General features: G+C 59.7%; 10 protein-coding genes. 4 read left to right on the top strand and 6 right to left on the bottom strand.

Annotated elements, in window-relative coordinates; genetic code table 11:
* Window positions 1-75 precede the first annotated feature (75 nt).
* The 3 genes from CHB69_RS15640 to CHB69_RS15630 are packed head-to-tail and all read right to left on the bottom strand — an operon-like array spanning window position 76 to window position 4,308.
* Entirely contained in the window at window positions 76-1,314 is a 1,239-nt protein-coding gene (locus CHB69_RS15640) for a hypothetical protein (protein WP_058818168.1), read from the bottom strand.
* 16 nt (window positions 1,315-1,330) lie between these two features.
* The gene (locus CHB69_RS15635) at window positions 1,331-3,220 is read right to left on the bottom strand and encodes an ORC-CDC6 family AAA ATPase (RefSeq protein ID WP_058818167.1); all 1,890 of its coding nucleotides are present in this window, start codon (window positions 3,218-3,220) and stop codon (window positions 1,331-1,333) included.
* Window positions 3,220-4,308, bottom strand: coding sequence for a phosphoribosyltransferase-like protein (locus CHB69_RS15630; protein WP_058818166.1), 1,089 nt, complete (start codon window positions 4,306-4,308; stop codon window positions 3,220-3,222). Before CHB69_RS15630 ends, CHB69_RS15635 begins: the two co-directional genes overlap by 1 nt.
* Window positions 4,309-4,716: 408 nt before the next feature.
* On the opposite strand from CHB69_RS15630, the gene CHB69_RS15625 reads away from it, so the two are divergent.
* The 4 genes from CHB69_RS15625 to CHB69_RS15610 all read left to right on the top strand — a co-directional run bounded on the left by CHB69_RS15625 (window position 4,717) and on the right by CHB69_RS15610 (window position 9,295).
* Window positions 4,717-5,343 (top strand): riboflavin biosynthesis intermediates N-glycosidase, encoded by a 627-nt coding sequence (locus CHB69_RS15625; protein ID WP_231728228.1) that lies wholly within the window; start codon window positions 4,717-4,719, stop codon window positions 5,341-5,343.
* Window positions 5,344-5,382: 39 nt separating this feature from the next.
* Window positions 5,383-7,266 (top strand): hypothetical protein, encoded by a 1,884-nt coding sequence (locus CHB69_RS15620; RefSeq protein WP_058818164.1) that lies wholly within the window; start codon window positions 5,383-5,385, stop codon window positions 7,264-7,266.
* A 73-nt stretch (window positions 7,267-7,339) separates the two neighbouring features.
* Window positions 7,340-8,362, top strand: a complete 1,023-nt coding sequence (locus CHB69_RS15615; RefSeq protein ID WP_170935595.1) for a carbohydrate kinase family protein — start codon at window positions 7,340-7,342, stop codon at window positions 8,360-8,362.
* Between the two features lie 309 nt (window positions 8,363-8,671).
* Complete coding sequence (locus CHB69_RS15610) at window positions 8,672-9,295, top strand: class I SAM-dependent methyltransferase (RefSeq protein WP_058818162.1); 624 nt, start codon at window positions 8,672-8,674, stop codon at window positions 9,293-9,295.
* 85 nt (window positions 9,296-9,380) lie between these two features.
* On the opposite strand, the gene CHB69_RS15605 is transcribed toward CHB69_RS15610, so the two are convergent.
* From CHB69_RS15605 to CHB69_RS15595, 3 genes are read right to left on the bottom strand one after another with little or no spacing between them, the layout of a single operon-like run.
* The gene (locus CHB69_RS15605; RefSeq protein WP_058818161.1) at window positions 9,381-10,718 is read right to left on the bottom strand and encodes an MFS transporter; all 1,338 of its coding nucleotides are present in this window, start codon (window positions 10,716-10,718) and stop codon (window positions 9,381-9,383) included.
* Window positions 10,719-10,777: 59 nt separating this feature from the next.
* The gene (locus tag CHB69_RS15600; RefSeq protein WP_058818160.1) at window positions 10,778-11,395 is read right to left on the bottom strand and encodes a hypothetical protein; all 618 of its coding nucleotides are present in this window, start codon (window positions 11,393-11,395) and stop codon (window positions 10,778-10,780) included.
* Between the two features lie 17 nt (window positions 11,396-11,412).
* Window positions 11,413-12,135, bottom strand: a complete 723-nt coding sequence (locus tag CHB69_RS15595) for a HupE/UreJ family protein (protein WP_058818159.1) — start codon at window positions 12,133-12,135, stop codon at window positions 11,413-11,415.
* Window positions 12,136-12,140 lie beyond the last annotated feature (5 nt).

Below are 12,140 nucleotides of genomic sequence, written 5' to 3'. Positions count from 1 at the left end.
TGCTATATGCGAATGCGGCTGGTTTGCGCCTTATCCTAACCCTTCGGACCGCGATTGGTTCGCGCCCGAAAGATGTCATTTGCGCGGTGAAGAGGCAGCAGCCGCTTCTTCCGCGCGCTCTCGTTCTGACTCCGGTTCGCGTAGTTCGACCTCCTCGGGTGCAGCCGGATTAACCGCTTCGATTGCCGTTCGGATTCTGTAGCAGTCGCCCGTTAGCCAAAGGGAAATCGGGACCATCGGCAAGTCTTCTCCGAGGTCGTTGGCTTCATAACGACGCGTCTCGATATGCGCCATTCCGACCCGCATCGAGGCGCGATCACCCTTCGCCCGCTTTTCGACTAGCGCCAATAGGCAACCTATGGATAGGCTTTTGCTAGAAAGCGGTGATATGATGAACCGCGCGCCGCCGAAGAATTTGAGGCTCTCTTCGTAGCGACCCATCGCTTCGAGAAGGCTCCTGTAGAGCTGGAAGGGATTCCACTCGGTCGCGAAGATTATGTCGCGCGGTGTAACGGCCATTCGGTCGAAAACCAGCTCTCCCATCTCGCGTATGATATTATCGCCCCGCCTCGGATCGACAGACTGCAGCGGGAGTACCGGGCAGACATCGTCCGGCGCGATCCGGGAATGTATGCGTTCGAGTTGTTCGCTGACGTCTTCCGCGAGTATTGGGAACCATATCTTGGGCCAGTCGTGTGATGCCTCTTCCTCTAGGCGGATGCCGAGGCTCGCAAGCGGAGCGAGATCGACATCGACTTCGCGCTTGGAAATGCCGCGATCTATAACCGCGCTCTCGCCGTAAACGACATGCAGATTTACCGACGATGCCAACGGCGCCTGGTCGTTCGGTCGAACGAAGGCGCCGAGCAACTGGTTCAGCAGCGTAAGATAGACGAGCCGCGGCAGGGTGCTGATATCGAGAACGATATCGGAGAAACCGGCATCGTTGCGCGCGACGTCGGCAAAGAGGTGGGCGGTAGCCCGGGAAATATCTCTAATTCCGTCGGTATCGGTTGGCGTCAGATCTCGGATTTCGATCCGGTCTTCGGCAAACAGTTGCCGTAGCCCCGCTTCATTCGTGTCGCGCATGCGGACCGCTTCGCCATCGGTGTCGAAGCAGTTGGACATTTCGATTGCGATGCAGTGCCGATCGATGTCAGGACGCTGCGCTATAATCCGGTTGAGGGACACAAGCGCCCTGGGGTCGAAGCCTCGACCGACAATGAACAAAATCTTCCGGTCTTCCTGAAGATGCCCATGCCAGAACTCGTCGAAAGCGGTCTGCCGAAACAGATTATATTCGCCCCACCACATCGATTTCCTCCTGCCTTCACAAGATTGTTGAAGGCGTTCCCTGATGCCATGCCTTGAGTCGCGCGATCGACGTCGGTCTCCACCCTCCTGTGTGGTAGACCAGGTCGAAATGAACGCAGAGCATTCTGTTCAAATAGAGAACTGTCCAGAGCTTATTGTCCTGTTTGAGTTCTCGAACCTCGAACAAGTTATACGCGATACAGGCGCTCAGTATCTTCGCCGTTTCGCAGAACGGATGCTTGTCGTTCTCTGATGCCTTGACGAGTGCGTCCCGGTCGACGATCGCCAATCCGATACCGGTGACGCCGGGCGCATAAGGGGCATTGGGCGCGAATGTCTGCTCGTGAGAAAGTTTGCCGATTGCGGCGATCAGCCTCTGCGCTTTCGCTCCCAACGGAAACGCTCGGGAAATTTCCCTGAATCGCTTCTCGGCCAGCCGGCGTAATGCTCGATCCTGCTCGCCCGGACTGACGGAGACGGGCCCATCGGTGCGTGACACTCGCGCTGCATGCAGATGCTCGTAAAGAACCGCGCATATCTGCAGAAATTCTTCTACATTATAGGAGCTTAATCGGACGACTCTGTCGATGCCGAAGAAATACGGCAATTTGAACTCGGAGCTTACGAACTTTAGCGCCGCCGAGGGCAGCTTGCTGGATTCGCGGTTTTCCCGTTCTTCGATCGGCAAGGGCTCCAGGTCGAGGACAGCTTGTATCCTGTTTCTGTCGCGCTCGATCAGAATGTTCGTCTTCGACCACTCGATGGCCAATGCCAGAAGGTCCGCCTTGGGGAAGCCCTCTGCAGCTTGAATCCAGGAAGAGTAGCGATCCGTGTCAGTTGCGCGGGCTACTGCTCGCGCGCGCAAGGTGTCCACGGCAGTCGCGAGCTGGGATCGAAATTGCAGGGGATCGAGTGATGACCCGAGGTGGTCGCCAAAACTCTCGGGGTCGTCCCGCATCTGTCGCATCCGGCGATCTGCGATGCCTGTAACGAACGTGAGAAATCGCTTGTCAGACAGCTTCTGCCAGCCCCTCTCGATCTCAACGACTTCGAAATCCCGCCGCTGAATCGCGTCACTGAAAATTTCCGACGATTCAAGCACGGCGGTGCGTTCCGCGAGCCATACAGGCGCTGCAGCACGATGATCCAGCAACTCCTTGTACAACGTCGCACGTTGGCCCGGCCGTAGTCGTTGCACGTCGTCGAACATGACAATCGGCCTGACTTCGCTCAGCACATCATCGACGAGGAACCGGGCTTGCGAAAGCCAGGTGACTGCATCGAAGACAAGGTGAACAGGCGTTTCCTCTCGCTCGGCCCCAAGTTGGTCAAGGTATCCTAGCAGCCGACTCTCGACGCTCTCCGCCCAATTGCGTAAGCTCTCCGCGTCGGCGGATCTTGGAACCGGGCCTTCGTCGAGTAGTCCACGTTCATAATCGATCCGCAGACGACCGAGATCGCGCGGATACTCGACGCCGTGCAGCATGCAGATCGCGCGCAGAGCGCGAAGAATGATCCGGGCGTTCACGAGGGCGCGAAACATCCCGCGCGCGGCTGGATCCTGTTCGGGAGCCTGCAGCTCCGAGTACCCGTTGGTGCAGGGGATGAGAATGCCCATCGCGCGGATGTTGTCCCCATCCACGGCATTCACGGCTTGAAGCTGCCGGAATATCTCCACGTAGGGTTCGCGCGTGTGGTTACGGAAAACCTGCAGCATCGGCCCCGGAGTGAAGATACGGAGAAGTGAGGTTTTGCCGCCGCCGGGCGAAGACCTGAGGACCATCGCGCTGGTCGCGAAGATGTCGCGCGGGAGTATCTCGAGGACCTCGGGAGCGAAATCCCGCGCAAACAGTTCGTCGGGCGACGACAGTTCCGACGTGCGGACGGCGAAAGCGTTGCGAACCATCAGTTGTTGCCCTTGTGACGGACAATCCGCGGGAACAGGCCGCGCGCACCGACCGCCTGATCTCCCCACAGGAGATAAAGGCTATTATTCGGGGTGTTGTGGCCCAGTACCAAGGGCAGGCCGCATCCTGCGAATCCCCGCTTCACTGTATCCGTCCTGCCCTTCTGTTCATGTGTGTCCATCGGGGTGTTTCGATAGTATCGATCCTGATCCGCCAGAGCCAGGAACGGTCGATCGCCCTCGTTCGCGTCTTCGAGCTTCGTCGATTGCGGCAATTCGTAGACGATGATGACTTCAGGGACTGGTTTGCCAATGCTTTCGCAATAGGCCGCGAGTTGGGTTCGAATGTGATGCGACGCTTCCGGGGTGGCGACGTAAATCACTACCGTCATCTGATATCCGTCCGGCGAAAATAGTTTGGCCGCGTCTCCCCCAAACTGTGTCAGTGCCTTCTTGATCTTGCCTTTCCAGCTTCCATCGGGCTCCTGCCGGATATAGCTGATCCCGCTCGCGGTGAAGTCGTCGATTAGGAATACACGCTCGAAATAGGACTCGGGGTAGATCTTGCGCAAATCCTCGATAAGGCCGGTCGTTTTCGCCTCGCTTGGCTCATAGGCCTGCCAAACCTGCTCATTGTCGAGATTTGCAGACCGGCGAAAGACGTCCATACGGGCACCGTCGCTCAGGCCGAAGAACAGGCTGGATCTGAGGGAGCGGCGAAATGCTGTACTTTCGGTAACGGCACCTAAGCTGTGTGCTGGCAAGCCGAGCGTTTCCGCAGCCGCGCGGATCAGCATCGGCTTGATATGGTCGGCGAACGCGGCTTCTACGAGATGCCGCATCTCTCCTTCGGATATGTAAACTAGCCGATTTTTGACAAAGTCGAATGCGGCCTCTCGTTCGTCAGGCTGGAATTGCTCCAGCCACAGGCCTAGCGTCTCGACGAATTTCCTGCCAGGCCCGAACTGCTGGTACTCGTCATACTTGAAACCTGCCATGCGATCGAGAAGCGGCAATTCCTCTGCGAGGCGCGCTTGGTCCCAATCCATCACCCGTTTCAGGAGGCTTTCGGCGAGCAACTTCCTCATGCGTCTTCAGTCAATTCTCGCCTGGATAGAATATTTCGGAGCAAGCAGCCGGATGGCAGCCTATTCCCCCCGGATCCTATTTAGACGTCCTGAGGTCGCGGACAAGCGTCAACAGTTTGGTAATTCGTTCCGCATCGGTCGAAGTGCCATCCCAGAGTGCCCTTGCAGCCTTCAAAAGTGGCGCCGGCAGCTGTGCCTCGATCGGTTTCTTCGGGGTCAGCTCGGGGTTTTCTACATAATGCATTAATTGCCGGAGGGTCGGCGTCCATTTCGGCGACGGGTCGTGAAGGGTCCTGTGGACAGCCGATTGAGATGCGCCGGCTTTGCGTGCAAGTCGAGCCTCACTCCATCCATTCGCGGCTATAAGCGACCTGATTGAAGCAACCGCCTCCGTCGCGCCCTCCGTCGGTGACGCTGGACGCCCGCGAGGCGATTTCGAAGTTGACCCGGCCTTCATTTCTGCATAATGTTTTTAATGAAGTTATTACAAAATTGGCAAGAGACAAAATGGGCGCAAGCGAAATCCGATTTTATCGAGCTAATGAGAAGCCTTATGGGGCCTTCAGTAATTTGTTCCGGCGGCCTGTATTCTTCGAAGACACCATCTTCCCGACGTCGGAGCATGCGTACCAAGCCGGAAAGGCTAGAAAGCCCGAAGTCCGCGCGTGGCTCTTGGCTGCGCCTTCGCCGGCTCTCGTGGCGATGGCGGCTCATGGGCTTTACACGTGGGATATCGTGCCTGACTGGGCGGCAACGAAGTTCGATCGTATGCGCCACATCGTTGCCGCGAAATTCTCGCAGCACGCAGACCTCGCTGACCTCCTGCTGTCGACGGGTGAGAGCCGGCTGGTGGAATCCGCCACTGTCGACAACGCCGTAAACCGCACTTGGGGCGAGGTGAACGGCCGCGGGCAAAATATGCTAGGGATCATGCTGATGGAGGTTCGTGACGCTTTGCGAAGTGGCGAGCTTGAGGTCCGATCAGCACCCGAGCTGTCCGACCCTGCAGACATGAAGCTATTTGCTCAGGGGTGAGGGCTTTTCTTCTGCTCCTGTTTCGGCAAGAGCGAGCTGATGAACCATTTCCGCGACCGCGTTGATTCTCTCCCACTGACCATCAAGCTTGCACTTTCTGCCGATGTTAAAGCAATTTCAGAGGCGCTGCAGGCCTCGGGCGATCTGTCCGTATTGACTATTGGGTCCGGTGGCTCATTGGTCACCGCGGGATTGCTGGCTCGGACCATCGAGGGCCTCCACGGTAACGTCGCTCGGTCTTTGACGCCGCTGGAATTTATTGCTGCGCCAACGCTTGGCAACGGAAAGCATGTCTGGCTTATAAGTGCCGAAGGGACGAATCCCGATATCTTGGCGGCTTTAGATGCCGCAGTGAAATCAGAGGCATCCAGCATCACGGTACTCTGCAACCGGGAGGCGTCCATGCTCGTGGAGGCCGCGCGTGATTATGGCTCGACGGTTCTGCTGTATGAGACCGACAGCCAAAAGGACGGCTTTCTGGCAACGCACACCTTGTTGTTGTCTGCTACTTTAATCTGCAGAGCTGCTGGGCAGATCGCTGGATCACCTGTGCCGCCACGTTGGGTTGACCCCGTCTTGCGGCTTGGCCGAAGCGCGGCAACGGACGTGTTGTCCCGATCGACAGTGATAATCGCTTTCGATCCGCTTCTCGTTGACGCTGCAAGGCTGATCGAGACGAATTTTTGGGAAGCGGCGTTGATCAATGTCGAGGCAGTCGACTTTCGAAACTTTGCTCATGGTCGTCATCTTTGGGCAGCAAAACGAGGTGGTGAACTGGGTCTGATTGCGCTGCTAACAGACCAGACGAGGGTTCTCTGGGCTGATATAGCAGGTGAGCTACCGGCTGAGGTAGCAAAGGCAGAACTCGACTTTGGCGCGCCGCGCGAGTTTCTTCCCATCGACGGACTGATGTCTGCAATGGAGTTGACGGGTCAGGCCGGCGAAATTTTGGGCGTCGACCCTGGGCGCCCGGGTGTCCCAGATTTCGGACGCAGAATCTATCACGTCCCATCGCTACTCCTGCAAAGCCAAGGGGTCCGTGGCATGTCGCCGTCGTTGCGGAAGGCTGCAGCTCGTCGCAGGCTAGTTGGAATTTCGGGGTTGGCGGAGGAGTGGGCTGACGCCGAACAGGCCTTTCGCGAGCGAGGGTCTTCCATGCGGTTCCATGGCCTCGTTCTCGACTATGACGGAACCGTTGTCCGGTCGAGCGAGCGCCGACAACCGCCTCGCGATGCCGTTCTTGCAGGGCTGATCCGCTTTCTGGACGAGGGAGGGCGGCTTGCCTTTGCAACAGGTCGAGGGGACTCGGTGGGAGCCATGCTGCGAAAGGTTTTGCCGGAGCGACACTGGCCAGAGATTCTGGTCGGCTATTACAATGGCGGCCTATGCATTCGGCTCGACGAGGCCGTCGACAAATCCAGCATCGACGAGGATGTAGGTCTTTCCCGACTTGCCGAGGTGATCGAGCAGTGCGCGCCATCATGTGGGATATCGGTTCGACGCCAACGCGTACAGCTTTGCTTGACCGCAGTCGACGGTCGGCCGCTTGGGCCGGTCCGCGATTTTGTCCTGAAGATACTTGAAGAGAATGGTTTGCGTCTCCGGACCTACGTGTCGGGCCATTCCATCGACGTCCTTGCTCCTGGGGTCGATAAGGAAAATGTTGCGCGGAGATTGGCCGATGCGGTCAATACAGCCGATGCTAAATTTCTCAGGATCGGCGATTCCGGCGGCTATCCAGGAAATGATTTCGCTTTGCTCAAGGAGGACATCGGCCTCAGCGTCGACCGGGTAAGTGACGATCCAAATGGGTGCTGGAATCTCCTTCCACCGGGGGTCAAGGGCCCCGACGGGCTGGTCGCGTATTTGGACCGGATTAACTCAGAGGACGGTAGCTTTGCGATCGACCTTATGACATTGTGAGAGATATTCACTTGTTCCCTCTTTGTTCTCTTGCTAGTTGTTTGGCACCTACCGCAAAGGAGACTCCGCGGTCGTGACCGATCCAGACATTCTTGCAACAGGGTTCGTTGCGCTCGACGTGATCTGGCGCCCCGGCAGAAAGGGCGCATCGCTCGCCGCTGGGGGTTCATGCGGTAACGTTGCAGCGACCCTCGCAAGCTTTGGGAACGACGTGGCTTTGGTCGCCAAGCTCGGAGCGGATGCTGAAGCCGCTGCGGTAATCGATGACCTCGTTCGCGCCGGAGTTCGGCCCCATCTCCTCAGGCGTGACAGCCGGACGGAGACGCCGGTCGTAATCCACGAGATACTTGAAGGGCCGCGAGATCACCGTTTCTTGTTGAATGACCCTGAAACAGGAGCACGGCTGCCGCGTTACAGCCCGCCTGATCCCTTAGACATTCACGCAGCCAAGCTGCTCGCTCCAAAGGTTTTTTACTTCGACCGTCTGTCTCCGGGGATTATCGACCTTGCCAGACAGTTGAAGGAAAACGGCGCGATCACTTTCTTCGAGCCGTCGGATATTTCGGGCGACATCTCGATGACTGACGTAGAGCCGTTCGTCGATATCCTGAAAATCTCTGCCCAACGAGCGCACGAGTTCGGGGGTCGGCTTCGCTATTCGAGCCCAATTCAGATTTTGACGGATGGCCGTCGAGGATTGGATGTCCGGCTTGGCGGAGCGGAAGATTCAGAGTTCCACCACCTTCCTGCAGTGCTGATTGAAGGGGTGGTCGACTCCGCCGGTGCCGGGGACGCCGTATCGAGCGCTCTGATTGCAGCAATCCTGGATGATTGGACAGGCGAAATTCCAACTCCGGATCTAGCATTGTACGGGTTGCGGCGAGGCCAGGTCCTTGCTGCGTTGAATTGTCGCTTCGCTGGTGCCAGGGGCGCTTTGCAGTCGCTCGGTGTGGAAGTGGTTACGACTGTTCTAGACGAGGCCATGCGGGCGAATGCGCCCTCTTATCAGCATGAGCTTTTTTGTCGCGAACCGTCTGACATTCTTGGACCTAACGCGCATCTGACTAAGCTTTCCGAGCGTTATAGCGCTCAGTAGACTGGAATTTGGCAAGTTCTTTAGACGCGGAGCAAAGCTTTGCAGGTGTCTTCTTTCCAATTTTTCGTCCCAAAGCCGACCGACAGAAATCGGCCAAATGTCGTTAATGCGCGGTCGCGTTCACCCGGTTCGGTTCGCTCTGCTTTGCCCTGTAAAGTCGTCGATCCGTTTCTTCGAAAACACCGTCCGTTACCGCGTGAGCACCCTTGCGCCGGCCGTCCCGGCAAAGATGACGGACACCGGTCGAGCTGGACGAAACGAATGAGATGCTCCAACCTCGTTACCGGTTTACCGCTGCAAGGCTAAAAAATGGGCACGGAATCGGAGCACTGGAACGGCGTCTATCGCAGCAAGGTGCCTGAGGACGTCAGCTGGCACCAATCCGAGCCCGCGATGTCGCTTGTCGCGCTCGATCGCATGGGCCTAGGTGCGGACGCCTCGATCGTCGATGTCGGCGGCGGGGCATCGCGGCTCCCCGCTGCGTTGCTGGCGCGCGGATTTCGCGACATTACCATTCTCGATATTGCGGCGTCCGCGCTGGATGCTGCTCGCGAGCGATTGGGTGAGGCGCGGGACGAAGTCGATTGGCAAGTCGCCGATGTGACGGCATGGAACCCTGCGCGCACGTTCGACATCTGGCATGACCGCGCCGTGTTTCATTTTCTTACCGAGCAGTGGCAGCGCGACGCCTATCGCAAGACATTGCTACAGGCGCTCAAGCCCGGTGGTACGCTCATCATCGCCACATTTGCGCTTGATGGCCCGGAGCGGTGCAGCGGACTTCCCGTCCGGCGCTACGATCCCGAGATGCTTGCCGCTGAATTCGGCCCCCCGTTCGAAATCGCCGGCGACTGGCAGGAAGATCATGTCACTCCTTGGGGAAGTGTGCAGCATTTTTGCTGGTGCGCCTTCCGGCGGACGGAAGCCGCCTGAGCGCACAAGTCGCCGTCGGCCTTACTCGGTCACATCATCGAACCATCGGCATTCAGCCGATCATCGGAGCCTTACGTTCCAGCCTTTATTGGCGACCCGGCCAGTTCGGGTGCAACTCATCGACAACAAAGCCATGCGTCGCGGCACCTTTGGCGTGCCCTTCGACAAGATGCGGGTGCCCGTCCGGGAGGTCGTCGTGGCTGTGCGCGATCACATCGGGATCCTCACGCGGCCAGATGCGGACCGCAACCAGCGTGCCGATAAAGGCGAGCGCAGCACTCGCTCCGAGCGCCATCTCCATGCCGGCGCGAGCGCCGACCTGTCCGGCGAGCGGATAGGCGATGAGCCAGCAGACATGGCTCAGCGCGAACTGGGCCGCGAACAGCGCGGGACGATCGTCGGCGCCCGAGGAGCGGCGCAGCAACCGCCCGCCCGGTGTGATGCTCGCCGCATAGCTCAGGCCGAGCGCGAACCAGCCGCCGAGGATGATGGGCCAATGACTGGTCTCGTCGGTGAACCGCCAAGCGATGGCGAGGGCCGCGAGCACCATGGTCATGGAGAGTGCCGCCGCAATCATGATGCTGCGGTCAGCGATGCGGTCGAGCAGGCGGGGAAGGAGGAGCGCCGCGATCATCGAGCCCCCGCCGAAAGCGGCGAGGGTGATCGCGACCTCGCTTTGCCCGAGGCCGAGCGCGCCGCGCACCAGCACCGGCGTGTTGACGATGACCATTGCGCTTGCGGCGGCGGCCGCGAGGGTGACGGCAAGAAGGCCGCGCAGGCGCGGCGTCTTCAGATATTGGCGGATGCCGCGCGTCGTCTTGTCGTAGATGCCGCGGGTCTCCGCCTTGGCTCCGGTTCGCGGCAAGGTTACCGACAGCACGAGCAGCGCCGAGGCCGCGAAACCGGCCGCGGTGCCCGAGAAGAGCCAGTGGAAGTTCATGATTCCGAGGAGCGCCGCGGCAAGCACCGGGCTCGCGAGGCTCTCCATGTCATAAGCGAGGCGTGAGAGCGACAGCGCCTTGGTATAATCCTTCTCCTCGGGGAGCACGTCGGGGATCGTCGCCTGGAAGGTCGGCGTGAACCCGGCCGACGCCGACTGAAGGATGAAAATCAGCACGTAAATCTGCCAGACCTGGTCGACAAAGGGCAGGGCGAGGGCGATCAGCCCGCGCGCGACGTCCATCGAGATCAGGAAAGCCTTGCGCGGCAGCCGGTTCGCATAGGCGCCGACGACGGGCGCGACGCCGATGTAGGCCACCATCTTGATCGCCATCGCCGTGCCGAGCACCGCGCCGGCCTTCGCACCTGCGATCTCGTAGGCGAGCAGTCCGAGCGCAACGGTCGCGAGTCCGGTCCCGACGAGCGCGATGATCTGCGCGAGGAAGAGGTGGCGATAGGTGCGGTTCGCAAGCACGTCGAGCATAGGATAGACCCTCGTTGGAACCTCCGGCCGCGCGTGCCGACCGGAGGTCCGGTGCCGCGTCAGGCGACGCGACGGATGTCTGTATAGGCGCCTTCGGTGCGCAGCGTAATCGTCACGGGCGCGCCCGAGCGGTTGCGCCAGAACCAGCCGTGCTTGCCGTCGAAGGCGGCGACAAGTTCGCCCTTTTCTCCGGTCGATTGCTTGCCCTTGCCATAGCTATGATAGTCGACGCCCGGCGCGTCGGCGTGGGTGTCGAAATTGACATGACCGCCCTCGACCGACCAGTCGAAGGCGATCTTCGCGTCCTTCGCCATCACGGCCTTGACCTCGGCGCCCTGGCCGGGCGCGAGCGTGAGCTTTGTGACGTCGGATCGCTGGACGGCGCCCGTCGTCGGCGGCGACGCTTTTTTCCCGGACCCTTCGGCGATGGCGATAACGGGGGCGGCGGCTGCGTTCGCGGCGCCGCGCGCGGCCTCTTCGGCGAGCTGCGTCTTGACTTCGCCCATCTGGGTAAGACCGAGCTGGCGGCCGACTCCGGTCGGGTCGATTGCATATTCGCTGGGGAGAACGACGGCGATGAGGATCGCGCCGGCAGCGACGATGGCAAGAGCGGTGGCGCGAAGAAGCTGGCCGGTGGTCGGCAGATCTTCGAGGCGGGGTTTCTGGCTGTTGAACATGATGGATTTCCTTTGAATCAGCTGATGGCGTAGCCGGCAAGCTGGTAGCCCACGAGCACGAAGCCCGCGGTCATCAGCAGCACATTGACGGCGAAGGCGTGGCGCATGAAGCTGGGGGTGCGGCGCCAGAAGCCCATGAGAATAAGGATGGTCCCGAGCGCGAGCAGCTGCCCGATCTCGACTCCGATATTGAAGGCGAGGAGGTTGGGGATCAGTCCTTCATTGGCGATCTCGAACTCGATGATCTTGGTGGCGAGGCCGAAGCCGTGGAAAAAGCCGAAGATCAACGTCGCGGCCTTGGTGTTCGGCTGGAAGCCGAACCAGCGCTGATAGGCGCCGAGATTGTCGAGCGCCTTATAGACGACCGACAGGCCGATGATCGCGTCGATGACATAGGCGTTGGCGCTGGTCCCGGTGAGCACGCCGAACAGCATCGTCGTCGAGTGGCCGATCGCGAACAGCGTCACGTAGAGGCCGATGTCCTTCATCCGGTAGAGGAAGAAGATGACGCCGAACAGGAAGAGCAGATGGTCGTAGCCGGAGACCATATGCTTGGCACCGAGATAGACGAAGGGCCAGAAGAGGATGCCGCTGCTTTCCTGGATATAGCCCTTGTCGCCCTCGGCGACATTGTGGGCCCAAGCGTCGGCGCCGGCGGCGAGGATAAGAAGGATCAGGCTCAGCGCAAGCAGGAGCCTCCGAGTGGTCGTCCCTGGCGGGGCGAACTGTGCTGCGAACATGCGAA

This window comes from Sphingopyxis indica, assembly GCF_900188185.1.
In the GTDB taxonomy this organism is placed as follows: domain Bacteria; phylum Pseudomonadota; class Alphaproteobacteria; order Sphingomonadales; family Sphingomonadaceae; genus Sphingopyxis; species Sphingopyxis indica.
Note: the sequence above shows the minus strand (reverse complement) of the source record. Positions and strands in the feature narration are given on the sequence as shown.

Coding starts and splice junctions, on each gene's coding strand:
- CHB69_RS15635 (WP_058818167.1), bottom strand. CDS start 3,220: ATGGTTCGCAACGCTTTCGCCGTCCGCACGTCGGAACTGTCGTCGCCC.
- CHB69_RS15630 (WP_058818166.1), bottom strand. CDS start 4,308: ATGAGGAAGTTGCTCGCCGAAAGCCTCCTGAAACGGGTGATGGATTGG.
- CHB69_RS15610 (WP_058818162.1), top strand. CDS start 8,672: ATGGGCACGGAATCGGAGCACTGGAACGGCGTCTATCGCAGCAAGGTG.
- CHB69_RS15640 (WP_058818168.1), bottom strand. CDS start 1,314: ATGTGGTGGGGCGAATATAATCTGTTTCGGCAGACCGCTTTCGACGAG.
- CHB69_RS15595 (WP_058818159.1), bottom strand. CDS start 12,135: ATGTTCGCAGCACAGTTCGCCCCGCCAGGGACGACCACTCGGAGGCTC.
- CHB69_RS15605 (WP_058818161.1), bottom strand. CDS start 10,718: ATGCTCGACGTGCTTGCGAACCGCACCTATCGCCACCTCTTCCTCGCG.
- CHB69_RS15620 (WP_058818164.1), top strand. CDS start 5,383: ATGAACCATTTCCGCGACCGCGTTGATTCTCTCCCACTGACCATCAAG.
- CHB69_RS15600 (WP_058818160.1), bottom strand. CDS start 11,395: ATGTTCAACAGCCAGAAACCCCGCCTCGAAGATCTGCCGACCACCGGC.